This window comes from Pseudomonas sp. TCU-HL1 (assembly GCF_001708505.1).
In the GTDB taxonomy this organism is placed as follows: Bacteria; Pseudomonadota; Gammaproteobacteria; order Pseudomonadales; family Pseudomonadaceae; genus Metapseudomonas.
Map to the genome: position 1 here is coordinate 2,165,291 of NZ_CP015992.1, position 25,000 is coordinate 2,190,290.

The window sequence follows — 25,000 nt, forward strand, 5'->3', positions numbered from 1 at the left end:
GCTTCGCATTCCTGGATGGAATGCTTTAAATAAAAAATATGAATTTGAGTTATTTGATGCAAGCCCCTACGATCGACCTCACAAGCAAAAGGGGCTTTCGATCCCTGCGTACAGAAACAAGCTGATGAGGACCTGACGATGGCCGGCAAGACGCTCTACGACAAGCTCTGGGATGCTCATGAGGTGAAGCGCCGCGACGATGGTTCGTCGCTGATCTACATCGATCGTCACATCCTTCACGAAGTGACCTCGCCGCAGGCCTTCGAAGGGCTGCGCCTCGCCGGTCGCAAGCCTTGGCGCATCGATGCCAACATCGCCACCCCGGACCACAACGTGCCGACCACCCGTGCCGAGCGCCAGGGCGGCCTCGAAGCCATCGCCGATGAAGTGTCGCGCATCCAGGTCAAGACCCTGGACGAGAACTGCGATGACTTCGGCATCCTCGAGTTCAAGATGAACGACGTCCGCCAGGGCATCGTCCACGTGGTGGGCCCGGAGCAAGGCGCCACCCTGCCTGGCATGACCGTGGTCTGCGGCGACTCCCACACCTCCACCCATGGTGCGTTCGGCGCACTGGCCCACGGCATCGGTACCTCCGAAGTCGAGCACGTGCTGGCGACCCAGTGCCTGGTGGCGAAGAAGATGAAGAACATGCAGGTGCGCGTTGAAGGCAAGCTGCCCGCTGGCGTCACCGCCAAGGACATCGTGCTCGCCGTGATCGGCAAGATCGGCACCGCGGGTGGCAATGGCCACGCCCTGGAGTTTGCCGGCAGCGCCATTCGCGACCTGTCCGTCGAAGGCCGCATGACCATCTGCAACATGTCCATCGAAGCCGGTGCCCGCGTCGGCCTGGTGGCGGTGGACGAAAAAACCATCGCTTACGTCGAAGGCCGACCGTTCGCGCCGAAGGGCGCCAATTGGGACAAGGCCATAGCCGCCTGGCGTGAGCTGGTGTCCGATGCCGATGCCCACTTCGATACCGTGGTCGAGCTGCGTGCCGAAGAGATCATCCCGCAGGTCAGCTGGGGCACTTCGCCCGAGATGGTGCTGCCGGTCGATCAGCGCGTGCCGGACCCGGCCGTCGAAGTCGACCCGGTCAAGCGCGGTTCCATCGAGCGCGCACTCAAATACATGGGCCTCGTCGCCAACCAGGCGATCACCGATATCCAGCTGGACCGCGTATTCATCGGTTCCTGCACCAACTCGCGTATCGAAGACCTGCGTGCCGCCGCCGAAGTTGCCAAGGGGCGCAAGGTCGCTGCCACCATCAAGCAAGCGCTGGTGGTGCCGGGTTCCGGCCTGGTCAAGCAGCAGGCTGAACAGGAAGGCCTGGACAAGATCTTCATCGAGGCGGGTTTCGAATGGCGCGAGCCGGGTTGCTCCATGTGCCTGGCCATGAACCCTGACCGCCTGGAGAGCGGCGAGCATTGCGCGTCCACCTCCAACCGCAACTTCGAGGGGCGTCAGGGTGCGGGTGGTCGTACTCACCTGGTCAGCCCGGCCATGGCTGCCGCTGCTGCGGTGACCGGCCGTTTCGTCGATGTTCGCGAGTTGATCAAGTAAGGAAGGAGAGTCGAGATGAAAGCCTTTACCCAACACACCGGTCTCGTCGCTCCGCTGGATCGCGCCAACGTCGATACCGACCAGATCATTCCGAAGCAGTTCCTCAAGTCGATCAAACGTACCGGCTTCGGCCCCAACCTGTTCGACGAGTGGCGCTACCTGGACGTCGGCCAGCCGAACCAGGACAACTCCCAGCGTCCGGTGAACAAGGACTTCGTGCTGAACTTCCCGCGCTACGAGGGCGCCAGCGTGCTCCTGGCCCGTGAGAACTTCGGCTGTGGCTCCTCTCGTGAGCACGCGCCGTGGGCCCTGGACGAATATGGCTTCCGCGCCATCATCGCGCCGAGCTACGCCGACATCTTCTTCAACAACAGCTTCAAGAACGGCCTGTTGCCGATCATCCTGAAGGACGAGGAAGTCGACGAACTCTTCCAGCAGTGCGAAGCCAGCGAGGGCTACCAACTGACCGTCGATCTGGCGGCGCAGACCGTGACCCGTCCCGACGGCAAGCAATACAGCTTCGAAGTCGACGCTTTCCGCAAACACTGCCTGCTCAACGGTCTCGACGATATCGGCCTGACCCTGCAGGACGCGGAGGCGATCAGGTCCTTTGAAGACAAGTACCGTCAGGGCAGTCCCTGGCTGTTCCGCGACGCCTGAACCGCACGCCGGAGGATGACGTGAGCGAAAAAAACCATGAGCAGGTGGTCCAGCGCCAGTTCGGCGAGCAGGCCAGTGCCTACCTGAACAGCGCTGTGCATGCCCAGGGAAGCGAGTTCGCGCTGCTGCAGGCCGAAGTGGCGGGGCGCGACGATGCCCGCGTCCTCGATCTCGGTTGTGGTGCCGGCCACGTAGCTTTCCAGGTCGCCCCGCTGGTGGGCGAGGTGGTGGCTTACGACCTTTCCGGGCATATGCTCGATGTCGTGGCGAGCGCGGCTGCCGAACGTGGCCTCGGCAATGTGTTCACTCAGCAAGGCGCAGCGGAGTCGCTGCCTTTTGCTGACGCCAGCTTCGACTTCGTCTTCAGCCGCTATTCGGCACACCACTGGAGCGATCTGGGTGTCGCCCTGCGCGAAGTGCGCCGGGTCCTCAAGCCGGGCGGTGTAGCGGCCTTCATTGACGTCGCTTCGCCGGGGCGTCCTTTGCTGGATACCCATCTGCAGGCGGTGGAAGTGCTGCGCGACACCAGCCATGTGCGCAACTATTCGCCTGCCGAGTGGCTGCGCCAGATGGCCGAGGCGGGGTTGCAAACCCGCAGCCATACGCGCCAGCGGCTGCGCCTGGAGTTCTCCTCGTGGATCGAGCGCATGCGCACCCCCTCGGTGTTTCGCGACGCGATCCTGGCCCTGCAGAACGCTGTGGGCGAAGAGGTTAGAGCGTATTTCGAGATTGACGCGGACGGCTCCTTCAGCACTGATGTCCTGGTGCTCTGGGCCGAACGCTAGAACGAATAGCATGGCGCGGAGTGCGCCTAACGAGAGGAAAGCATGAGCAAGCAGATTCTGATTCTTCCCGGCGACGGCATCGGCCCGGAAATCATGGCCGAGGCGGTCAAGGTGCTGGAAGTGGCCAACGACAAGTTCCAGCTTGGTTTCGAGCTGACCGAAGATGTCATCGGCGGCGCTGCCATCGACAAGCACGGCGTACCGCTGGCTGATGAGACCCTGGAGCGCGCGCGCAAGGCGGATGCCGTGCTGCTGGGCGCCGTGGGTGGTCCGAAGTGGGACAAGATCGAGCGCGACATCCGTCCGGAGCGCGGCTTGCTGAAAATCCGCTCGCAACTGGGTCTCTTCGCCAACCTGCGCCCGGCCATCCTCTATCCGCAACTGGCCGAGGCCTCCAGCCTCAAGCCGGAAGTGGTTGCCGGCCTGGACATCCTCATCGTCCGCGAACTGACCGGCGGCATCTATTTCGGTCAGCCCCGCGAGCAGCGCGTGCTGGAGAATGGCGAGCGTCAGGCCTATGACACCCTGCCGTACAGCGAGAGCGAAATTCGTCGCATCGCCCGCGTCGGCTTCGACATGGCCCGCGTGCGCAACAAGAAGCTGTGCTCGGTGGACAAGGCCAACGTCCTGGCCTCCAGCCAGCTGTGGCGCGAAGTGGTGGAAGAGGTGGCCCAGGATTATCCGGACGTCGAGCTCAGCCACATGTACGTCGACAACGCTGCCATGCAACTGGTGCGCGCGCCCAAGCAGTTCGATGTGATGGTCACCGACAACATGTTCGGCGACATCCTGTCGGATGAGGCTTCCATGCTCACCGGCTCCATCGGCATGCTGCCCTCCGCCTCGCTGGATTCGAACAATAAGGGCATGTATGAGCCTTGCCACGGCTCGGCACCGGACATCGCCGGCCAGGGCATCGCCAACCCATTGGCGACCATACTCTCTGTATCGATGATGCTCCGCTACAGCTTCAACCAGACCGCTGCCGCCGACGCCATCGAGAAGGCCGTCAGCCTGGTGCTGGACCAGGGGCTGCGGACGGGTGATATCTACTCTGCCGGTGCGACCAAGGTCGGTACCCGCGAAATGGGCGATGCAGTGGTTGCGGCACTGCGGAATCTGTAATCTGTCGGGCTCGCTGGATAACCAGCGGCCCACTTTTTCAAGAAAGGTGTAGTTGTCATGAAGCGTGTAGGTCTGATCGGTTGGCGCGGCATGGTGGGTTCCGTGCTCATCCAGCGAATGCTGGAAGAGCGGGATTTCGACCTGATCGAGCCGGTGTTCTTCACCACTTCCAATGTCGGTGGCCAGGGCCCCGCGGTCGGCAAGGAAATTGCCCCGCTGAAGGACGCCTACAGCATTGACGAGCTGAAGAGCCTCGATGTGATCCTGACCTGCCAGGGTGGCGACTACACCAACGAGGTGTTCCCCAAGCTGCGTGAAGCCGGCTGGCAAGGCTACTGGATCGACGCGGCTTCCAGCCTGCGCATGCAGGATGACGCGGTGATCGTCCTCGATCCGGTCAACCGCCGTGTCATCGATCAATCCCTGGATGCGGGCACCAAGAACTACATCGGCGGCAACTGCACCGTCAGCCTGATGCTGATGGCCCTGGGCGGCCTGTTCGAGGCCGGTCTGGTGGAATGGATGAGCGCCATGACCTATCAGGCCGCTTCCGGCGCCGGCGCGCAGAACATGCGTGAGCTGATCAAGCAGATGGGCGCGACCCATGCGGCGGTGGCCGACGAACTGGCCAACCCGGCCAGCGCCATCCTCGATATCGACCGCAAAGTGGCTGAAGCCATGCGTGGTGAGGACTTCCCCGCCGAGAACTTCGGCGTGCCCCTGGCCGGTAGCCTGATCCCCTGGATCGACAAGGAACTGCCCAACGGCCAGAGCCGCGAAGAGTGGAAGGGCCAGGCCGAAACCAACAAGATTCTCGGTCGCTTCAAGAGCCCGATCCCGGTTGACGGTATTTGCGTGCGCATCGGCGCCATGCGTTGCCACAGCCAGGCGCTGACCATCAAGCTGAACAAGGACGTGCCGATCGCCGACATCGAAGGCATGATCAGCCAGCACAACCCTTGGGTGAAACTGGTTCCGAACCAGCGTGAAATCAGCATGCGCGAGCTGACCCCGACCGCCGTGACCGGCACCCTGAGCGTTCCGGTCGGCCGTCTGCGCAAGCTGAACATGGGCTCCCAGTACCTGGGCGCCTTCACCGTGGGCGACCAGCTCCTCTGGGGTGCAGCCGAACCGCTGCGCCGCATGCTGCGCATCCTGCTGGAGCGTTGAGGGGCGGTCGGGTACCGATGAGGCTCGCCGGTACCCACGACCCCTTGATTGCCTGCATGCGGGGTGGCGGTTAAAGTGCCGCTCCCCGCATCGCCAGAAGTAACCCCCATGAGCCAGTCCCTCGACATCGCCGTAATCGGCGCCACCGGCACCGTTGGCGAAACTCTCGTCCAGCTCCTCGATGAGCGGGATTTTCCGGTCGGTAACCTTTACCTGCTCGCCAGCGGCGAGTCCGCAGGTGCCTCGGTGCCCTTCAAGGGCCGCAACCTGCGAGTGCGAGATGTAGCCGACTTCGACTTCTCCCAGGTGCGCCTGGCGTTCTTCGCGGCAGGTGAGGCCGTTACCCGCAGCTTTGCGGACCGTGCCACGGCGGTGGGCTGTTCGCTGATCGACTTGTCCGGTGCCCTGGATCAAGGGGATGCGCCGAGCCTGGTGCCTGAAGCCAATCCGCAATTGCTTGCAGGCCTTGCCGCGCCCTACCGCTTGGCCAGTCCGAGTGCTTCAGCTGTTGCCCTGGCCTGCGTACTGGCTCCGCTGAAGGGCCTGCTCAAGCCTCAACGCCTCACTGTGGCGGCCAGTCTTGCGGTTTCCAGTCGCGGGCGTGAAGGCGTTACCGAACTGGCCCGGCAGACGGCGGAACTGCTCAACGCGCGCCCGCTGGAGCCTCGTTTCTTCGATCGTCAGATCGCCTTCAATATCCTGGCCCAGGCCGGCACACCGGATGCCGAAGGGCACATCAGTCTGGAGCGGCGCCTGGTCGCCGAGATCAAGCAGCTCCTCGGCGAGCCCGGCATGCGCATCTCTGCGACCTGTGCGCTGGCGCCGGTCTTCTTCGGCGACAGCCTGGCGGTTTCCCTCGTGGCCGAGAGTGCTGTGGATGTCGCTGCGGTCCGTGAACGCCTGGCGCAAGCACCGAGCGTCGAGTTCGTGGAGGAGGAGGGCGACTATCCGACCGCTGTCGGCGACGCCGTGGGGCAGGATTCGGTATATGTAGGTCGGGTTCGCGGAGGGCTGGATGATCCTTGCGAACTCAATTTGTGGATTGCTTCAGATAATGCAAGAAAAGGCGCTGCGCTCAATGCTGTGCAGTCCGCCGAGTTGTTGATAAAACACTATCTGTCAAAGATACTTACCTGAAAATTTGTAGAAATATTCTAGCTTGACAATACTGGCTTGGCCTTATCGTTGATGGGGAGCCGCCGTTCAGGCGTGCGCAGGCAGCGACTTAAGACCCTCCTCTCGCAATGCGAGAAAAAAGATAAAACAAGGGAATCACTCTATGGTTCGGGTTCGCAAACTTGTGCTGGCAATCGCGGCCGCATCCGCACTGACTTCGGGCATGGCCAATGCCTTGGGGCTTGGGGAAGTCACCCTGCGCTCTTCCTTGAATCAGCCCCTGGATGCGGAGATCGAACTGCTCGAGGTGCGCGACCTGGCATCTGCTGAGGTCAAGTCGAACCTGGCGACTGCGGAGGAGTTCTCCAAGGCCGGCGTCGATCGCCAGTATTTTCTCCAGGACCTCAAGTTCACCCCGGTGCTGAAGGCCAATGGCCGTAGCGTCATTCGGGTGACCTCGACCAAGCCGGTCCGCGAGCCCTACCTGAACTTCCTTGTCGAAGTACTCTGGCCCAATGGTCGGTTGCTGCGTGAGTACACGCTGCTCCTCGATCCGCCGCTCTATTCTCCGCAAACTGCCGTAGCCGCTGCACCGCAGATTCCCGTTGCCGCACCTGCCCCCGCGCCTCGCCCTGCCGTTGCCCCTGCGCCTGTTCGTACCGCTCCGGCGGCTGCGCCTGTCGCCGCCGCACCGCGCCCGAGCGCCCCAGCACCTGCTCCGGCCGCCAAGGCCCCGGCGGATCACTACCGCACCACGTCCAGCGACACCCTCTGGGAAATTGCCGAGCGCACCCGTGCTGGCGGCTCGGTTCACCAGGCCATGCTGGCGATTCAGGACCTGAATCCGAATGCATTCGTCGATGGCAACATCAACCGCCTGAAGAGCGGGCAGGTGTTGCGCTTGCCGGATGAGAAACAGATTGCCAGTCGATCCCGGGCCGACGCCATCGCCCAGGTCCAGGCGCAGAACACTGCCTGGCGCCAAGGTCGTAGCCTGGCCGGGGAGGGCAAGCGCCAGCTGGATGCCACCAAGCGCGTCAGCGCGGGTGCTGCCCCCGAGAAAGTCGAGACTCAGGACAACCTGCGTCTGGTTTCTGCCGCCAGCGGTAAATCCTCCAGTGGCAGCGACAAGGGCGGTAATGGCGAAAGCAAGGCGCTCAGCGACAAACTGGCGGTAACCCAGGAAAGCCTGGACTCGACCCGTCGCGAGAATGAAGAGCTGAAAGGTCGCATGACCGACCTGCAGAGCCAGATGGACAAGCTGCAGCGTCTGATTCAGCTCAAGGATGACCAGCTCGCCAAGCTCCAGGCCGATATGAGTGTGCAAGGCAAGCAGGTGCCTGCTGCTCCGGCGGCGGCCGCGCCCACAGAGCCGGCCAAGCCTGCTGTTGCCCCGGCACAACCCGCGCCTGTAGCTGCCGTGCCCACCCAGCCCGCAGCTCCCGTGGCGGCTGCCCCGGAGCAACCCACCGCCCCCGCGCAGCCTGCCGAGCCCGCCGCTCCGGTTGCTGAGCAACCGGCCCAGCCGGCTACTCCAGCGGCCCCTGTCGAGCCCGCGAAACCGGTGACCCCGGTGCAGACCACTCCGGCCGCTCCCGCCGCGCCGGTGACCGAGCCGCCGTCTTCCAGCATCATTGACGATGTGCTGGCTAACCCGATGCTCCTGTTGCTGGCCGGCGGCAGTGCGCTGGTTGCCCTGCTGGTCCTGCTGATGGTGCTGTCGCGTCGCAATGCGCTGAAAGAGGCCGAACTGCAGAACAGCCTCTCCGCGCAGGATGACGACAACAGCTTCGATACCGGCCTAGACCTGAAGGATGACAGCTTTGCCGCCTTCGACAGTCCTGAGCTGGAAGCGGCTGTGGCCGATGCTCCTGAGGCGGCCCCTAGCAAGGCGGAAGACCGCGTCACAGCCCAGACCGGTGATGTGATCAGCGAGGCTGACATCTATATCGCCTACGGCCGTTTCAATCAGGCTGCCGAGCTGCTCCAGAACGCCATCAACGATGAGCCTCATCGCAGCGACCTGCGCTTGAAGCTGATGGAGGTTCATGCTGAGCTGGGTGACCGTGACGGCTTCGCCCGCCAGGAAGGCGAGCTGCGTGAGATCGGTGGTGCTGGCAGCGACATTGAGCAGCTGAAAGGCAAGTACCCCGCAATGGCCGCAGCCGCCGTTGGCGCTACCCTGGCTGCCGGGCTGGCCGTAGCGGATGATGATCTGGATAGCTTCAGCCTCGACGACCTGACTCTGGACGACGAGCCGGCGACTGCGCCCGCTGTGGCTGGTACGGATCTGGATGATGCATTCGACCTGAGCCTGGACGACCTCGATCCCGATCTGGAGCTCGAACTGGGCGGCGACAAGCCCACTGCCATTCAGCCTGCTGCTGCGCCTGTCGATGAGCTGAGCCTGGATGATCTGGCCTTTGACACTCCGGTGGAGCCGACCAAAGCAGAAAACGACTTGGCATTCGATCTCGACATCGGCGCCGACGATGAGCTGCTGAGCGGTAACGAATCCCTCGAACTGAGCGATGATCTCGCCGATTTCAGCCTCGATCTGGAGCCTGCCGCTCAGTCGGTTTCCGACGATGAGGACGATTTCCTGCTCAGCCTGGACGGCGACCTCGACGCGCCGCTGGCCACCGAGCAGCCTGCTGTGCCGGGAGTGGAGGCTGCCAGTGGCGGTCTGCTCGACCTGCCGGCGGACTTCGATCTGTCCCTGCCCGAGGAGTCGCTGGCCGAGCCGGTCGCCGACAACGACAGCTTCTCCGTCCAGCTGGACGAGGTCAGTGCCGAACTGGACCAGCTTTCGGATAGCCTTCAGCACGCACCGGAGCCGGTTGCCGTGCTGGAAGACGAGGCTCCCGAGATTGGCCTGGATGAAGAAGACGACTTCGACTTCCTTTCCGGCACTGATGAAACCGCGACTAAATTGGACCTGGCTCGCGCCTATATCGACATGGGTGACACCGAAGGTGCTCGCGACATCCTCGACGAAGTGATGTCCGAGGGGAGTGACGCCCAGCAACAGGAAGCGCGCGAACTGATCGCACGACTCGGCTGATAGATGACCGAAGTAGTACCCGCAGCGGCAGCCACCTCGGCTGCCGCTGGCGTTTCAGAAGGGCGTCAACTCCGCCACTCCTAGCTCGTCCATTTCCGCAACTACTCCTGCCATTTCCGCAACCCCTTCGCTATTTCACGGGGTTCACGACCTTGCCGACACGCCGATAAACCCGCTTGGTGATCTCCTGCTGGGTGTGTCCGAGCAGGTCGGAAGCGTCCTCCAGGCTGTCGATTTCTGAGGCGGCTTTCGGCCGGATGTCGTGGAACCGGAACTGCAGGATGGCCTCGGCCAGGTCCGGGTCGCCGTTCTCCGTCGCCCGCTCGACCGCGCGCTTGCGAGCCGGTTCGAAGCGCTGGCGCAGCATTGGCTCCGTGAGTTGCTTGCCTTCCGAAGTCGTGACCAGGTGAGCGGAGCCTTCCGGCCCGAGCAGGTAGGTTTCGAAGATCAGATGCTCTACAGCCACGGCCAGGCTGGTGGAGCCGCGCCATTGCGCGAGTTCGTCGAGCATGGCACTAGGGCCAGGCCGTAGCCGGTGGCGAAGGTCTTCGGCAGGCGTCCGGGGACAGGGCTTGGTCGCCGCTGCTACTGCTGAGAACTCAGGGCCCAGGGCGTGGGTGTTGATGATCAGGATCTGCATGGCCTCGGCCTTCTGTTCGAAGCCGTGCCACTCCATGATGGCGGCCAGCGCGGCCTCCGTACCCTCGACAACTTGGTGCCGTAGCTCCATCTCGCCGGCCTGCTGTCTCCGCTCGGCGGTGCCTTGGTCGCGTTCCTGCTGGGTCTTGGCCATGTTCAGGCCTCCACCGAATCAGGGAAGTGCGGGTTGACGGCCTTGCGCACCCGTTTGAGGGCGCGATAGCCGATGCCGGAGGCTTGGTAAGGTCTATCTGCAGGAAGGCCTGTAGGCGATCAGCGAACACCCGATCGCGGGCTTCGACGGCGATCTGGGCAGCATTCTTCCAGGGCTGGAACGAGATGCTGTGCTCGTGCCCGATCGTGGCGAGGATCGTGTGGACCACGCTGAGCCTCGCGGCAATCTGCGTGATGTTGTAGGTCTGGGTCATCTCGCGCACCGTCGGCGCCCACTCGGCGCGGCGAGCAGCCTGGCGCTCGGCGAGGGTGGCGGGCCTTTCCTTCGCCAGCATCGGTGCCTTGGCGGCCTTGGGTGCGCGCCTCGAGGTGCTCGCGGCGGCTCGGCAGCGGCTTGGGTTCCATGGGCGCGGCCTGCTCGATGCGGCCGCGTACGGTGCTCCGGCGGGTTGTTCAGCGGTGATTTTTCCGAACCAAGCGCTGACGCCCCTCCAGCCGGTGAAGGTGATGAGGGTCAGCAGGTAGCCTGCGACATGCCCTTGCGGAGTCGCTTCTGCCGACGGCTAGCCATGCTTCACCTCTCGCAGCTGCTTACCTGTGGCGACCAGGTCGCCCTGGGTTTGGATGCCTTTCAGGGCCAGCGCCTCAATGGCAGCGCGCAGGGGGAGGAAACGGACGTTGCTCATGACGAGGTCTTCGCGATTGCGTGGGATGGGGAACAGCTGCCGGCGTACCAGCAAAAAGGCACGGTGTGAGCGCGCAAAAGGTGAAGCGGGGAAGGGGCAGGCGGGAGCGCTACCTCCCTTGCTTCTGGTCCGTTTGCGCGAGACCCGCGAATCGCCTGCAGGAACTAGGTAGACGCTGCATGCAAGTCAAAACAATGGCGCTGTAAAATCGACGACTCATTGATATCATTCGGCCTTCACTCATTCTCGAGGCTGCGCGCTATGCATCAATTCCTTGTCGACAGGGGAAACTTGAGGGTATCTGCCCAGTATCTGATCGACAAGAAGCGCGTCCTCGACGACATGGATCTGGAGGTCGTTGAAGAGCTGATCAGGGCTCGCCTGCGAGAGATTTACGGCCCTCATGAAACGAGTGGAGTTTTCGTCTATGACGCCGTAAGCGTTTGGGGACCACTCTTCTGCTTGCCCTATCAGTCGCCTGATTTAGATGAGGCCGATATCGTGCTCAATCTCTTCTTCAAGGCTCCTTCTGCAGTATTCGCTGACTACGATTTTGAGGTTTTGTAAAGGAGGTGAGACACAGATTCGGAAAGGTATCTGAACCCCCAAGGGCTTTGCTCAACTTCCTAGTGCGCTGCCTTTGATTCGTTGCCCTTGATCGCCCAGGCGGCTATTACCCTCCGTATCTACCAGCTCTCGGCCACGATTGGCCGAGGCCTGCCATTGGAGGTCACCCTGTGGCGACCGCGAAACGCGGACTCACCGAGGCGGCCAACGGCCAAGTCAATTACCTGAACGTCAACGAAGCATTGGTGCGCCTTGACCAGTGCCGTGCTGGACAAGGATCTGGCCACGCCGCCGGGCAGCCCGGAGGACGGCGCAGCCTGCATCGCCGCCGCTTCGCCCGCTGGGGCGTGGGCGGGGCAGGCGGGAAAGATTGCCTTCTGGCTGGCTGGCTGGCTGGCGAGCGTCGGCGTGTGGACCTTCGTCACGCCGCAGGAAGGTTTCTTCTTCCACGTCAGCGACGAAGATATTTTCTACAAGTACACCGGCAGCGCCTGGTCGGCTCCGTCTGGGAGGGGAGGGGTGTGAAGGTGTCTGCCGTGCGCCCGGGCAGTTCAGCTGCTGGAGCAGGAACGACCCGAACTACGCCGACCTCTCCGGCGCGCGTCCGATTCCAAGCGCCCAGTACACGCTGGCGCGGGAGGCGGTGGTCACCGTGATCGAAGGGCGCCAGCCTGACCCGACTGGCCGCGCCACGCACTACTACGCCATCTCCATGCCGAAGGCGCCGAAGTGGACAGCCAAGGTCACGCGGATCTGCAAGATCGGCCGGCACATCTTCTTCAAGGACGTGCCGTGATGGGCGCCCTGAAACTGGCGCCGACCTGGTTCTGGTGGCTGCTGGCGTTGGCTGTGGTGGAGGGTGGGCAACAGGCGGGGGTGTGGTGGTCTCAGGCCAACGCTGCTGGCGCCAAGTCCGAACTGTCCGATTACCGGCTCGAGGTGTCGGAGCGTGACCGGTGCGCCGAAACCCAGGTCAGAACCGAAGAGCAACGCCACCAGAAGGCGGCCGACGAGGTGGAGAGGGATGTGAAAGGGAAGCTGGAAGAGGCGCGGGCTGATGCCGCTGCCTTCGATCTGCTCGTCGAGCTGTTCGAAAGCGCTGACCGCCGAGCAGGAGAGCTGGCGGCAGCGCTTGATCGAAGTCGAGCAGCTGGGAAGGCCTGCGACGCGCTACTGGAAGAGGGTGAAATCCTCCCCATAACCCATCCCTAAGAGCCTGTTATTTGTAGGAGCCAGTTCTGCTGGCGATTAAAAGCATCGCCAGCAGAACTGGCTGCTATCCGTCCCGGCCTAGCCCTCACTTCGCGGCTGCCCCTCTCGAGTGCGCCGAAGCTATTTTTTCCGCGGATCGTCCGCAGGGTGGAGGTAAGCGATCCCCCAGGGGCCGGTGCCATGGATTTGGAGGACCACTTCCTCGTCGCCGGTGAAGGCGAACATGGGCATGCCCGGAGGCATCATGGTGACGCCGCCAGCGGGATAGGCACGGGCCTTGGCCGCGTCGAACTTTTCGCCAATGCCCAGGTGGAACGTGCCGGCCAACACGGTGACTCGCTCAAATACGGGATGGGTATGGGGGGCGATCTTAAATTTGGGTGGCAGCTTGATCCGGAAAGTAAAGGGTGTTGCTTGCTTCAGATCGCCTTCCAGCACCGTGAGTTGGGCGCCGGGGCCGATGGCGGGGGCATCGACCCATTTGAGTTCGGACGGAACAATCGAGATCTGGCCTGTCGCCTTGGGCTCTGCGGCCCAGGCGCCAGCGGCGCCGAGGGCGGCAAGGGCGACAACCGTTGTGGCCGCCATAGCTTTTAACTTGTGCATGTCGTTCTCCTTCGCCAGTAGCCTGTTCGGTGTGCCCGAACACAGTAAAGGCTAGCACTGCCCCCCAAATGCGGGGCTGACAGCCCTTCCCGCATACGGCCTTTCCCACGCTATCTGCAACTGTCCCGCCCGTCTGCAGGCTCTAAGTGTTTGATTTGATTGAGGCGGTGAACCTTGCAAAGCGCCCCGTTGCGGGGCGCTTTTTCATGGGCAAGGCCTTGATCTGAAAGGATTTTCAGCGATTTTTCTACGGTATCCCTGGCCTGGACACCGGAAAGGATACCCTCCGGGCCGCTTTCAGGCTGGCCGCGATTGGTTCTGTGACTCCCTTCTCATATAAAGGAAGGGTTGTCGCGAATGGCAGAAATGCCCCCCAAAATCGTTTCCACAACTAAAACGGCGCCCAGCGTGGCAGTAGGGCTGCAGCCCGGTATAATCTGCGCCGTTGCGGAAACAAAAAGGCTGTAAGCCATTGATTAATAAAGACTCTCCTGCAGCCACCTCGGCTGCCGCTGCCATTTACAGAATCGCCCTCGGCGTCGAATACAAAGGTTCCCGTTATCGTGGCTTCCAGCGCCAGATCGATGGGGTCCCCTCCGTCCAGGGTGCGTTGGAAAAGGCCCTCATCCGCGTGGCGGGTGGTGCCCCGGTGGTGCTTTCCTGCGCGGGGCGTACCGATGCCATGGTTCACGCCAGTGGGCAGGTCGTGCATTTCGATACGCCCGTCACGAGGTCCGAGCTCGCCTGGGTCATGGGGGCGAACGCGAACCTGCCGCCGGACATCAGCGTCACCTGGGCCAAGGAGATGCCGCGCAATTTCGATGCCCGCTTCAGCGCCATGGCGCGGCGTTACCGCTACGTGATCTACAACGACCAGATCCGTCCAGCGCACCTGGCCGAGGAAGTGACCTGGAACCATCGTCCATTGGACGTGCAGCGCATGCGCGAGGCGGCTCGCTGCTTGGCGGGCACCCATGATTTCAGTGCATTCCGCGCGAGGCAGTGCCAGGCGAAGTCACCGATCAAGACGGTGCATCACCTTGAGCTGATCGAGCACGGTCGCCTGATCGTGCTCGATATCCGTGCCAATGCGTTCCTTCACCACATGGTGCGCAATATCGCCGGGGTGCTGATGACCATTGGTGCCGGTGAACAGCCGGTGGAGTGGGCCAGGCAGGTGCTGGAGGGACGGATCCGGCGGGAGGGCGGCGTGACGGCCCATCCTTATGGGCTCTATCTGGTGCGTGTCGAATACCCGGAAGAGTTCGAGCTTCCCCAGCGCTACCTGGGGCCGCACTTTCTTTCCGGCTTGCCGGATTCGGCGGGCTGACGCTGCGTCGGGCCTTTGCTAACATCCCTGGTCTTTAACCTACAGGTGCCTGCATCTTGCCAGCCGTTCGCATCAAAATCTGCGGCATTACCCGAGTCGAGGACGCCCTGGCCGCCGTGGCGGCAGGGGCCGATGCCATAGGTCTGGTGTTCTATGCCAAGAGTCCGCGCGCCGTGACGGCGCCTCAGGCCAAGGCTATCGTCGCTGCGTTGCCGCCTTTCGTGACCAGTGTGGGCCTGTTCGTCGATATGCCCCGTGCCGAATTGCAACAGGTGCTGGCGGAGGTGCCGCTGGACCTGTTGCAGTTCCATGGCGATGAGACTCCGGGGGATTGCAGCGGCTATGGCCGGCCCTACATCAAGGCGCTGAGGGTCAAGCCAGGCGATGATGTTGCCGCCGCCATTGCCCGATATCCCGACGCTTCCGGCGTACTGCTGGATACCTACGTGCCGGGTACGCCCGGAGGCACCGGCGAAGCCTTCGACTGGACCCTGGTGCCCCAGGATGCAGCAAAGCCTGTGGTCCTGGCTGGTGGCCTGACGCCCGAAAACGTTGCCGATGCGGTGCGCCAGGTGCGTCCATACGCTGTAGACGTGAGCGGCGGCGTCGAAGCCAGCAAGGGCATCAAGGACGCCGCAAAAATTCAGGCGTTCATCCAGCGGGCACGTTCCTGACATGTGCATCGTCGATGCTTTTGCCGGCTCGATCGCTGGCGCGTCTCCTGCATATGTGACGGACGGCGTTTCGCTGCCGTCCATAACCCAGTTGCCCGGGCAGGCGAAGCCTGTCGGGTCGTGTGGCAAAGCCGCGACGATCGGGCCTGTTGTTTACACGTGCGGTGGCAGGGCCATCGCCAGGGTGATTCCCGGGCACACCATGACTGCCGGGGTCGCAACCATGAATTCGCTCAAGGGCATGCGCGGGGCTGTGAACCGCTAGCGCGTGTTCGGGCCTGAAAGCTGTGGAGAACTAGAGCATGAGCAACTGGCTGGTAGACAAGCTGATCCCTTCGATCATGCGTTCCGAGGTGAAGAAAAGCTCGGTGCCGGAAGGCCTCTGGCACAAGTGCCCGTCCTGCGAGGCGGTGCTGTACAAGCCTGAGCTGGAAAAGACGCTGGACGTCTGCCCGAAGTGCAACCACCACATGCGCATCAACGCGCGGACCCGTCTGGGCATTTTCCTGGACCCCGAAGGCCGCGAGGAAATCGGTGCCGACCTGGAGCCGGTTGATCGCCTGAAGTTCCGCGACAGCAAGAAGTACAAGGACCGTCTGACCGCCGCGCAGAAAGATACCGGCGAGAAAGATGCCCTGATCGCCATGCGTGGCACCCTGCACAAGATGCCGGTTGTGGCCTGCGCCTTCGAGTTCTCCTTCATGGGCGGCTCCATGGGTGCCATCGTGGGCGAGCGCTTTGTGCGTGCTGCCAATGTCGCACTTGAGCAGCGTTGCCCGTTGGTGTGTTTCTCCGCTTCCGGCGGTGCGCGGATGCAGGAGGCCCTGATCTCCCTGATGCAGATGGCCAAGACCTCCGCAGCCCTGGCTCGTTTGCGCGAAGAAGGTATTCCGTTCATTTCTGTGTTGACCGACCCGGTCTACGGCGGTGTTTCCGCCAGTCTGGCGATGCTCGGTGACGTGATCGTCGGCGAACCGCGTGCCTTGATCGGTTTTGCCGGCCCGCGCGTAATTGAGCAGACCGTGCGCGAGAAACTGCCGGAAGGCTTCCAGCGCAGCGAGTTCCTGCTGGAGCACGGCGCCATCGACATGATCATTCCCCGCGCGGAACTGCGTGAGCGCCTTGGCCGGCTGCTGGCGCAGATGATGCGTCTTCCTACCCCGGCTATCGCATGACCCAGAGAACCCTTGCCGACTGGCTTTCCTACCTGGAGCAGCTTCACCCCAGCGCGATCGACATGGGGCTGGAGCGCAGTCGCGAAGTGGCCGTCCGGCTCGGCCTGGGCCGACCGGCGGCCAAGGTGATCACGGTCACCGGCACCAACGGCAAGGGTTCCACCTGTGCCTTCCTGGCGGCATTGCTGCGCGCTCAGGGGCTCAAGGTCGGCGTATACAGCTCTCCGCACCTGCTGCGTTACAACGAGCGTGTCCAGGTGAATGGCCAGGAGGCCAGCGACCGGGCGCTTTGCGATGCGTTCGCTGCCGTCGAGGCTGCGCGTGGCGAGATTTCCCTGACCTACTTCGAGATGGGCACCCTGGCGGCGTTCTGGTTGTTCCAGCAGGCAAACCTCGACGCCGTGGTGCTGGAAGTCGGACTGGGCGGTCGGCTGGATGCCGTCAATCTGGTGGATGCGGATGTCGCGCTGGTCACCAGCATCGGCCTGGATCATGCCGACTGGCTGGGTGATACGCGGGAAAGCGTGGCATTCGAGAAGGCCGGTATATTCCGCGCAGGCAAGCCGGCACTCTGCGGTGATCTGGACCCTCCGCAACCTTTGCTGGATCAGGCGGATGCGCTGTCCGCCCCCTTGTTCCTGCGTGGACGGGATTTCGACCTGGCGGTAGGTGAGGATCACTGGCACTGGCGCGGTATCTGCGCGTCCGGCCAGGTACTGGAATTGCACGACCTGCCGTTGCTTGATCTGCCCATGGAGAATGCTGCGCTGGCCCTGCAGGCCTACGCTTTGATGGGCATGCCCTGGCAGCCCGACACCCTGCAAGCCGCCCTGCTGGGCACCCGGGTCACCGGGCGTCTTGATCGCCGCACGCTCACCTGGCGCGGCAAGCCCGTTTCCCTGTTGCTGGATGTTGGCCACAATCCCCACGCGGCCGAGTACCTCGCCGCGCGCTTGGCTTCACGTCCCGTTGCTGGCCGTCGCTTGGCGGTTTTCGGTCTGCTTTCCGACAAGGATCTTCCCGGTGTCCTCGGTCCGCTGCAGGGGCAGCTCGCTCACTGGGCAGTGGCACCTTTACCCACTCCGCGCAGTCGTCCCGCCGCCGAGTTGCAGGCGGCATTGACGAACCTTCACGCAACCGTCAGTGTCCACGAAAATATCGCCGCCGCGCTTGATGCGCAGTGTGAGCTGGCGACACCGGGCGACGAGATCCTGGTGTTCGGATCGTTCTATAGCGTGGCCGAGGCGCTGAGCTGGTTGGAAAGTCGCGCAACTGGGGAGTAGGGGAAATGGCTGTATTGGACAAGGGACTCAAGCAACGCATTGTCGGCGCGCTGGTGCTGGTGGCGCTGGCGGTGATTTTCCTGCCCATGCTGTTCAGTCGCGAGGATGAGCTGCGCCAGGTGGTGGTTGAAGCGCCGCCGATGCCGAAGGCGCCGGACATGCCGCCGGTCGAACTGGAACAGGTTCAGGTGCCTGAACCCCAGGCGCTGCCCCAGGAGCCGGTTCCGCCGCTGGAACCTTCCACTGAGGCGCTGGCGTCCAATGCTCCGCCGTCCCAGGAAACTGCCCCCGAGGCGCCCGCTCAGCCCGCTGCTCCAGCTGTACCGCTGCCTGCCCCGGTGCAACCGCAGCCCCCGGCTCAGGCCAAGGCGCCCGCGCCGGCTCCGGCCGCCTCTGTGGCGGAGGTGAAAGCCGAGGAGAAGCGCCTGGACCTTAACGGCCTGCCGGTCAGTTGGTCGATCCAGCTCGCGAGCCTGTCCAGCCGTTCCAGTGCCGAGAACCTGCAGAAAAACCTGCGCACCCAGGGCTATAACGCCTATATCCGCAGTGTCGAAGGCATGAACAGGGTCTTCGTCGGGCCGGTGATCGAGCGGGCCGAAGCCAATCGCCTGCGCGACCAGTTGGCCCGCCAGCAGAAGCTGAATGGCTTCATCGTCCGTTTCCAGCCTGAAAAGAGCTGATAGGACAGGATAATTAAGCCCATTCTGATCCGCGGGTTACCGGAGCTGAAGGGCTCTGCTAAAATGCAGCGCCTTTTCAGTTTGTGGGCTGCACTGTGGCATTCACCTGGGTCGATTGGACGATCATCGCCATCATCGCCATTTCCAGTCTGGTCAGTTTGAGTCGGGGCTTCGTCAAGGAAGCTCTCTCGCTGCTCACGTGGATAGTTGCAGGCGTCGTAGCCTGGACGTTTGGCGGCGCCCTGTCGCTGCACCTCACGGAATTCATCGAAATGCCTTCGGCGCGCATCATTGCTGCGTGCGCCATTCTCTTCGTCGCCACCTTGCTGGTGGGCGCCTTGATCAATTTCCTGATCGGCGAGCTGGTCAGGGTCACCGGTATGGACGGCACCGACCGCGTGCTGGGCATGGCCTTCGGCGCCGCCCGTGGCGCGCTGCTGGTCGTGTTGCTGGTCGGCCTGCTCAGCCTGGCGCCGGTGCAACAGGATCCCTGGTGGCAGCAATCCACGCTGTTACCGCATTTTCTCATGGTCGCCGACTGGTCGAAGAACCTCATTCTGGGCTTCACCAGTCAGTGGCTTGCGAGTGGCATCAGCCCACCCGGCTGATGCCTCGCACCTGGAAGCATGCCCATCCATGCCCAAACGGCGTGGGGGGGTACTTGATTAGCCTGAACTACTAGCAGGGGTTGCGTCACATGTGTGGCATCGTCGGTATCGTCGGTAAGTCGAACGTCAATCAGGCGCTGTATGACGCGCTTACCGTCCTTCAGCATCGCGGCCAGGACGCTGCCGGTATTGTGACCAGCCACGATGGCCGGCTCTTCCTGCGCAAGGACAACGGCCTTGTCCGTGATGTCTTCCAGCAGCGCCACATGCAGCGCCTGGTCGGCAGCATGGGCATTGGCCACGTACGCTATCCCACCGCTGGTTCTTCCAGTTCCGCCGAGGCGCAGCCGTTCTACGTCAACTCGCCCTACGGCATTACCCTGGCGCACAACGGCAACCTGACCAACGTCGAGCAACTGGCCAAGGAAATCTACGAGTCCGACCTGCGCCACGTGAACACCAATTCCGACTCGGAAGTGCTGCTCAACGTGTTCGCCCATGAGCTGGCTCATCGCGGCAAGCTGCAGCCGACCGAGGAAGACGTGTTCGCTGCTGTTTCCGGCGTGCATGCGCGCTGCAAGGGTGGCTACGCCGTGGTGGCGATGATCACCGGTTATGGCATCGTCGGTTTCCGTGATCCCCATGCAATCCGTCCGATCGTCTTCGGCCAGCGTCATACCGACGAAGGTGTCGAATACATGATCGCTTCCGAGAGCGTCGCCCTGGACGTGCTGGGCTTTACCCTGATCCGTGACCTGGCTCCGGGCGAAGCGGTGTACATCACCGAAGAAGGCAAGCTGTTCACCCGCCAGTGCGCGGCTGATCCGCAGTACTCTCCCTGCATCTTCGAGCACGTCTACCTGGCGCGCCCGGACTCCATCATGGACGGCATCTCCGTCTACAAGGCGCGTCTGCGCATGGGCGAGAAGCTGGCCGAGAAGATCCAGCGCGAGCGTCCCGACCACGACATCGACGTCGTGATCCCGATTCCGGATACCAGCCGTACCGCTGCCCTGGAACTGGCCAACCACCTCGGTGTGAAGTTCCGCGAAGGCTTCGTGAAGAACCGCTACATCGGCCGGACCTTCATCATGCCGGGCCAGGCCGCGCGCAAGAAGTCGGTGCGCCAGAAGCTCAATGCCATCGAACTGGAATTCCGCGGCAAGAACGTGATGCTGGTGGACGACTCCATCGTTCGCGGCACCACCTGCAAGCAGATCATCCAGATGGCCCGTGAGGCTGGTGCCAAGAATGTCTACTTCTGCTCGGCCGCTCCGGCGGTGCGTTACCCGAACGTATACGGCATCGACATGCCCAGCGCCCACGAGCTGATCGCCCACAACCGTTCCACCGAAGAAGTCGCCGAGCTGATCGGCGCCGACTGGCTGGTTTACCAGGACCTGCCAGACCTGATCGATGCCGTCGGTGGTGGAAAGGTGAAGATCGATCACTTCGACTGCGCGGTGTTCGACGGCCAGTACATCACCGGGGATGTCGACGAGCAGTACCTGAACAAGATCGAGCAAGCGCGTAACGATGCCTCCAAGGCCAAGGCCCACGCGGTGAGCGCGATCATCGATCTGTACAACAACTGAGTCGCGAGCATCTGGCGGCACATTGAAAGTCCGTAGCCCGGACTCCATCCGGGCTTCGTTTCTGAAGAGGTAGGGATATGACGCAGGAATGGGAAGCCGGAAGGCTGGACAGTGACCTGGAAGGCGCGTCCTTCGACACCCTGGCCGTGCGTGCCGGCCAGCGCCGTTCGCCGGAAGGTGAGCATGGCGAGGCCATGTTCCTGACCTCCAGCTACGTGTTCCGCACGGCTGCCGACGCCGCCGCGCGCTTTGCCGGCGAAGTCCCGGGCAATGTCTATTCGCGTTACACCAATCCGACCGTGCGCACTTTCGAAGAGCGCATCGCCGCCCTCGAAGGCGCCGAGCAGGCCGTGGCCACCGCTTCCGGGATGTCGGCGATCCTGGCCATCGCCATGAGCCTGTGCAGCAGCGGCGACCACGTACTGGTGTCGCGTAGCGTCTTCGGCTCCACCATCAGCCTGTTCGAGAAGTACCTCAAACGATTCGGAATCGAAGTCGACTACCCTGCGCTGTCCGATCTGAACGGCTGGAAAGCGGCAATCAAGCCGAACACCAAACTGCTGTTCGTCGAGTCGCCGTCCAACCCCCTGGCCGAGCTGGTGGACATTCCCGCCCTCGCCGAGATCGCCCACGCCACGGGCGCTCTGCTGGTGGTAGACAACTGCTTCTGCACTCCGGCACTGCAACAGCCGTTGAAGCTGGGTGCCGATATCGTCATGCACTCCGCCACCAAGTACATCGATGGCCAGGGCCGCACCATGGGCGGCGTAGTCGCCGGCCGTGCCGAGCACATGAAGGAAGTCGTCGGCTTCCTGCGTACCGCGGGCCCGACCCTCAGCCCCTTCAACGCCTGGGTCATGATGAAGGGCCTGGAAACCCTGCGCGTGCGTATGCAGGCCCATTGCGCCAGTGCCCTGGAGATTGCCCAGTGGCTGGAGCAGCAACCCGGTGTCGAGCGTGTTTACTACGCCGGTCTGGAAAGCCATCCGCAGCACGAACTGGCCAAGCGTCAGCAGAAGGGGTTCGGCGCGGTGGTCAGCTTCGAGGTCAAGGGCGGCAAGGAGGCGGCGTGGCGCTTCATCGATGCTACGCGGATGATCTCCATCACCACCAACCTGGGTGATACCAAGACCACCATTGCGCATCCTGCCACCACCTCCCACGGTCGCTTGTCGCCCCAGGAACGTGCCAATGCCGGCATCCGCGATAGCCTGGTCCGCCTGGCTATTGGCCTGGAAGACGTCGCTGATCTCAAGGCCGATTTGGAGCGCGGGCTCGCGGTGCTGTGATCGAAGGCCGAACAACGTCGATGGCGGCATGACGCGCAAGATGAGCCATCCCGACTGAGCATCGGTCGAAAAGGGAAGGGCGGCTGCACCCAAGGGTGAGCCGCCCTTTTTGCGTCTGATGTCCTCTCCCCAGCCCCCTTCGAGCGGAAGGGGCTGTCAGCGCACCAGGTGAATCAGGGTTTGCGCAGGTCGACCGCAGGTGCCTGCTGACCATCGAACAATTCCACCGGCTGGCGGGGCAGGATGGCCGGGCGACCCTCCTTGTCGTGTTCGCCGACGATGCGGATATCGTTGTATTTCTTCCCGGACAGTGCCGCGATTCCTGCGCGGTCGCGCACCACGGTCGGACGTAGGAACACCATCAGGTTGCGCTTTACATGGGTGTCCTTGGTGGAGCGGAACAACCGGCCGAGGATGGGGATGTCGCCCAGCAGCGGCACCTTGGAGTCGGTCTGGGTGATGTCGTCCTGGATCAGGCCGCCCAGGACTATCACCTGTCCGTCTTCGGCGAGAATGGTGCTCTTGATCGAGCGCTTGTTGGTGATCAGGTCCACTGCCTGTGCCGTAAGGGTCGCGGACGGCGCGATGGAGGAGATTTCCTGCTCGATCTCCAGGCGCAGGGTGGCGCCCTCGTTGATGTGCGGTGTCACCTTCAGCGTCACGCCGATGTCCTGGCGTTCGATGGTGGTGAAGGGGTTGTTGGCGCCTGAGGCATCCGTGGTGAAAGTGCCGGTCTGGAAGGGCACGTTCTGGCCCACGAGGATTTCCGCTTTCTGGTTGTCCAGGGTCAACAGACTGGGCGTGGACAGCAGGTTGCTCTTGCTGTTGGCCGAGAGTGCGGTGATCAGCGCGGCGAAGTGGTCGGTACCGATACCGATGATGGCGCCGTCCGGAAGGGTGTCGGGGATCTCGTCGTCACGGATGGCGTTGAGCACGGTGCCGACGGAGAGTCCGGTATTGCCGAAGTTCACGCCACCCAGGCCACCGGTGCCGCCACGAGCATCCACTGCCCACTGCACGCCGAGGGCGTCGGTGATGTCGCCGGAGATTTCCACAATGGCGGCTTCCACCATCACCTGCGCGCGTGGCACATCGAGTTGGCGAACGATATCTTCCATGGCCGTTACGACATCCGGCTCGGCCAGCATCACCAGTGCGTTCAGGCTTTCGTCGGCGCGAATCAGAATATTCTGCGGCTTGCCGGCGCCCGCGCTGCCGCCCGCTTCGCCGCCACCTTCCTCGTTTTTCAGGCCTTCGGATATTTCGCCGAGGGTTTCGGCGAGCGCCTTGGCGTCGTTATGGCGCAGGCGAATCACGCGGGTATTTGCCGAGCGCGAGGTCGGTGTGTCGAGGGATTGTGCCAGGGCCGCCAGCTTGGCCCGCGCGGACGGTGGGCCGAGGATGATCAGGCGGTTGGTGCGTGCGTCGGCGATGACCTGGGTGCCCGAAGTTCCCTTGGACTGGCCACGGTTGAGCGAGGCATTGAGTACCTCGGCAGCGTCCAGGACCCAGGCATGGCGCAGGTTGAGCACGGTGTAGTCGCGGTCACCCTTCTGGTCGAGCTGGCGCATCAGGTCTTCGATTCGCGCGATGTTGGCGGCACGGTCGCTGATGATCAGGGCGTTGGCCGAGGTCACCGCGGCCAGATGGCCGTATTGGGGGACCAGCGGTCGAATCAGTGGGATGAGCTCCGTCACCGGCGTGTGTTGCACCTGGATCACTCGAGTTTCCAGGCGTTCCGCCCCGGCACGGCTGCTGCCTGCTTCGGCCTTGGCTTCGGCATTGGGAATGATGCGCGCCTGGTCGCCCTGGGTGACCACGGTGAAGCCGTGGGTGGCCATCACCGAGAGGAACAGCTGGTAGACCTCGTTGAGCCCGAGCGGCGCTTTCGATACGACGCTGACCTGGCCCTTCACGCGCGGATCGACGATGAAGGTCTCTCCGGTGATATCGGCGATCTGGTCGATGAACTCGCGGATGTCGGCGTCCTTCAGATTGATGGTCCAGCCATCCTGCTGCTTCTGTTGCTGCGCCCCGGCGGGTGCAGTGGCAGCCGCCTGGGCGGCAATCAGCGGCAGGGGCGCGGCCAGCATACCGGCGGCGATCAGGGCGAGCGTGAGGCGCGAGAAGGTCTGGGGCATCGTGTCATTCGCTTTCCTGGGGCTGTTCGGCGGAAGCATCGGCAGGTGCGCTGTCCGGGTCTTCCATTTGTTGGCGCAGTTTTTCCATGCGCTCGCGCAGCTCCGCGGCGTTGTCTTCCTGCAGGCCGTTGAGCTCGTCGATGACTGCCGCGGACGAATCTTCCGAGGCGCCGCCGACGGGGGTGAAGCGTGAGCGGGGTTCCGGGAAGCTGAGACTTTCCAGGCGTCCATTACGTTCGATCTCGACCCGGTTGCGGTACACCGCGTGCACCTTCACCCCGTTGGTGATCTCATCGCCCGCGGTGAAGCGGCGAGGTTTGCCGCCTTCGTACTGGATGATGGCAATGGACTTGTCCGGGCCGGCGTGAACGAAGCTGCCGAGCAGGGTCAGGCGCAGGTTGGTGCTGGGAGGCGGCCCGCTGGGTTGGGCCACCGGGGCGGGGCCAAACAGCGGTTCGAGGTTTTGCAGGGGCTGCGTGTTGGCCTGCGGCGTTCCGCCTTGTTCCGGCACATCGGCAGGGGCGTCGATGAGATGCAGCCAGTCGCGGGTCTGCCAGACGAAGCTGGCGGCCATGGCCAGCACCAGCAAGGCGCTGACAAGTGCCGGCGCCTGGCGCTGCAGCCAATGCGCGGAATCCGGGGCTCGCACGTGGGTCCCACTCCTAATGCTGTGTCGTTCTTCTGATCTTATGTTTGGCAGAACTGCTTTGATCATAGCAGCGCCTTTGAATGCCATGTTCGGCTGTCTGGATGATGTTGTGATGCAGACCCTGTGCTAAAGATATCTGTGAATTTTTACGGCTTTAGGTGGTTTTGTTAACACGGCCCATAAGAACCTTGCAGCGACTCTGCACAATT

24 protein-coding genes are annotated in these 25,000 nt (G+C 63.0%); 19 read left to right on the top strand and 5 right to left on the bottom strand.

Annotated features, from left to right (window positions below; genetic code table 11):
* Positions 1–138 precede the first annotated feature (138 nt).
* The 7 genes from leuC (at position 139) to THL1_RS10045 (ending at position 9,483) form a co-directional block, all read left to right on the top strand.
* On the top strand, positions 139–1,563 hold the full coding sequence (gene leuC, locus THL1_RS10015; RefSeq protein ID WP_069083127.1) for a 3-isopropylmalate dehydratase large subunit: 1,425 nt from the start codon (positions 139–141) through the stop codon (positions 1,561–1,563).
* A 15-nt stretch (positions 1,564–1,578) separates the two neighbouring features.
* The gene (gene leuD, locus THL1_RS10020; protein ID WP_069083128.1) at positions 1,579–2,223 is read left to right on the top strand and encodes a 3-isopropylmalate dehydratase small subunit; all 645 of its coding nucleotides are present in this window, start codon (positions 1,579–1,581) and stop codon (positions 2,221–2,223) included.
* A 20-nt stretch (positions 2,224–2,243) separates the two neighbouring features.
* Complete coding sequence (locus tag THL1_RS10025; RefSeq protein WP_069083129.1) at positions 2,244–3,008, top strand: class I SAM-dependent methyltransferase; 765 nt, start codon at positions 2,244–2,246, stop codon at positions 3,006–3,008.
* A 42-nt stretch (positions 3,009–3,050) separates the two neighbouring features.
* Entirely contained in the window at positions 3,051–4,133 is a 1,083-nt protein-coding gene (leuB, locus tag THL1_RS10030) for a 3-isopropylmalate dehydrogenase (protein ID WP_069083130.1), read from the top strand.
* 57 nt (positions 4,134–4,190) lie between these two features.
* Positions 4,191–5,303: an aspartate-semialdehyde dehydrogenase gene (asd, locus tag THL1_RS10035; protein WP_069083131.1), complete on the top strand. Its 1,113-nt coding sequence runs from the start codon at positions 4,191–4,193 to the stop codon at positions 5,301–5,303.
* Positions 5,304–5,411: 108 nt separating this feature from the next.
* A complete protein-coding gene (locus THL1_RS10040; protein WP_069083132.1) occupies positions 5,412–6,440 on the top strand; it encodes an aspartate-semialdehyde dehydrogenase in 1,029 nt (342 codons plus the stop codon).
* A 142-nt stretch (positions 6,441–6,582) separates the two neighbouring features.
* The gene (locus THL1_RS10045; RefSeq protein WP_069083133.1) at positions 6,583–9,483 is read left to right on the top strand and encodes a FimV/HubP family polar landmark protein; all 2,901 of its coding nucleotides are present in this window, start codon (positions 6,583–6,585) and stop codon (positions 9,481–9,483) included.
* 130 nt (positions 9,484–9,613) lie between these two features.
* Here THL1_RS10045 and THL1_RS30595 read toward each other — a convergent pair whose 3' ends face one another.
* Together THL1_RS30595 and THL1_RS30985 are read right to left on the bottom strand one after the other, a co-directional pair.
* Positions 9,614–10,276 (bottom strand): hypothetical protein, encoded by a 663-nt coding sequence (locus THL1_RS30595; protein ID WP_237234785.1) that lies wholly within the window; start codon positions 10,274–10,276, stop codon positions 9,614–9,616.
* Between the two features lie 583 nt (positions 10,277–10,859).
* The gene (locus THL1_RS30985) at positions 10,860–10,982 is read right to left on the bottom strand and encodes a hypothetical protein (protein ID WP_257785020.1); all 123 of its coding nucleotides are present in this window, start codon (positions 10,980–10,982) and stop codon (positions 10,860–10,862) included.
* A 261-nt stretch (positions 10,983–11,243) separates the two neighbouring features.
* On the opposite strand from THL1_RS30985, the gene THL1_RS10070 reads away from it, so the two are divergent.
* From THL1_RS10070 to THL1_RS10080, 4 genes are all read left to right on the top strand, one after another.
* Positions 11,244–11,549, top strand: a complete 306-nt coding sequence (locus THL1_RS10070) for a hypothetical protein (protein WP_069083137.1) — start codon at positions 11,244–11,246, stop codon at positions 11,547–11,549.
* Positions 11,550–11,801: 252 nt separating this feature from the next.
* On the top strand, positions 11,802–12,074 hold the full coding sequence (locus THL1_RS30600; protein ID WP_069083138.1) for a DUF2793 domain-containing protein: 273 nt from the start codon (positions 11,802–11,804) through the stop codon (positions 12,072–12,074).
* Complete coding sequence (locus THL1_RS28850) at positions 12,055–12,345, top strand: cell wall hydrolase (protein ID WP_237234828.1); 291 nt, start codon at positions 12,055–12,057, stop codon at positions 12,343–12,345. Before THL1_RS30600 ends, THL1_RS28850 begins: the two co-directional genes overlap by 20 nt.
* The gene (locus THL1_RS10080) at positions 12,345–12,761 is read left to right on the top strand and encodes a hypothetical protein (protein WP_069083139.1); all 417 of its coding nucleotides are present in this window, start codon (positions 12,345–12,347) and stop codon (positions 12,759–12,761) included. Before THL1_RS28850 ends, THL1_RS10080 begins: the two co-directional genes overlap by 1 nt.
* Before the next feature lie 120 nt (positions 12,762–12,881).
* On the opposite strand, the gene THL1_RS10085 is transcribed toward THL1_RS10080, so the two are convergent.
* Positions 12,882–13,367, bottom strand: a complete 486-nt coding sequence (locus THL1_RS10085; RefSeq protein WP_069083140.1) for a cupin domain-containing protein — start codon at positions 13,365–13,367, stop codon at positions 12,882–12,884.
* 472 nt (positions 13,368–13,839) lie between these two features.
* Between THL1_RS10085 and truA the strand changes: the two genes are divergently transcribed.
* The 8 genes from truA (at position 13,840) to THL1_RS10130 (ending at position 22,001) form a co-directional block, all read left to right on the top strand.
* Positions 13,840–14,697: a tRNA pseudouridine(38-40) synthase TruA gene (gene truA / locus THL1_RS10090; RefSeq protein WP_414703732.1), complete on the top strand. Its 858-nt coding sequence runs from the start codon at positions 13,840–13,842 to the stop codon at positions 14,695–14,697.
* A 56-nt stretch (positions 14,698–14,753) separates the two neighbouring features.
* Complete coding sequence (locus THL1_RS10095) at positions 14,754–15,371, top strand: phosphoribosylanthranilate isomerase (RefSeq protein ID WP_069083141.1); 618 nt, start codon at positions 14,754–14,756, stop codon at positions 15,369–15,371.
* Positions 15,372–15,673: 302 nt separating this feature from the next.
* Positions 15,674–16,546, top strand: coding sequence for an acetyl-CoA carboxylase, carboxyltransferase subunit beta (accD, locus tag THL1_RS10105; protein ID WP_069083143.1), 873 nt, complete (start codon positions 15,674–15,676; stop codon positions 16,544–16,546).
* Positions 16,543–17,829 (top strand): bifunctional tetrahydrofolate synthase/dihydrofolate synthase, encoded by a 1,287-nt coding sequence (gene folC / locus THL1_RS10110; RefSeq protein WP_069083144.1) that lies wholly within the window; start codon positions 16,543–16,545, stop codon positions 17,827–17,829. Before accD ends, folC begins: the two co-directional genes overlap by 4 nt.
* A gap of 5 nt (positions 17,830–17,834) precedes the next feature.
* A complete protein-coding gene (locus THL1_RS10115; RefSeq protein WP_069083145.1) occupies positions 17,835–18,509 on the top strand; it encodes an SPOR domain-containing protein in 675 nt (224 codons plus the stop codon).
* A gap of 95 nt (positions 18,510–18,604) precedes the next feature.
* A complete protein-coding gene (locus THL1_RS10120; RefSeq protein WP_069086468.1) occupies positions 18,605–19,117 on the top strand; it encodes a CvpA family protein in 513 nt (170 codons plus the stop codon).
* Between the two features lie 89 nt (positions 19,118–19,206).
* Positions 19,207–20,712 carry an amidophosphoribosyltransferase gene (purF, locus tag THL1_RS10125; RefSeq protein ID WP_069083146.1) on the top strand — a complete coding sequence of 502 codons (1,506 nt, stop codon included), beginning with the start codon at positions 19,207–19,209 and terminating at the stop codon, positions 20,710–20,712.
* 77 nt (positions 20,713–20,789) lie between these two features.
* Positions 20,790–22,001 (top strand): O-succinylhomoserine sulfhydrylase, encoded by a 1,212-nt coding sequence (locus tag THL1_RS10130; RefSeq protein WP_069083147.1) that lies wholly within the window; start codon positions 20,790–20,792, stop codon positions 21,999–22,001.
* A 173-nt stretch (positions 22,002–22,174) separates the two neighbouring features.
* Here the strand turns inward: THL1_RS10130 and gspD are convergent, their stop codons facing one another.
* Together gspD and THL1_RS10140 are read right to left on the bottom strand one after the other, a co-directional pair.
* Positions 22,175–24,142, bottom strand: coding sequence for a type II secretion system secretin GspD (gene gspD / locus THL1_RS10135; RefSeq protein WP_069083148.1), 1,968 nt, complete (start codon positions 24,140–24,142; stop codon positions 22,175–22,177).
* 4 nt (positions 24,143–24,146) lie between these two features.
* A complete protein-coding gene (locus THL1_RS10140) occupies positions 24,147–24,791 on the bottom strand; it encodes a type II secretion system protein N (protein WP_069083149.1) in 645 nt (214 codons plus the stop codon).
* Positions 24,792–25,000 lie beyond the last annotated feature (209 nt).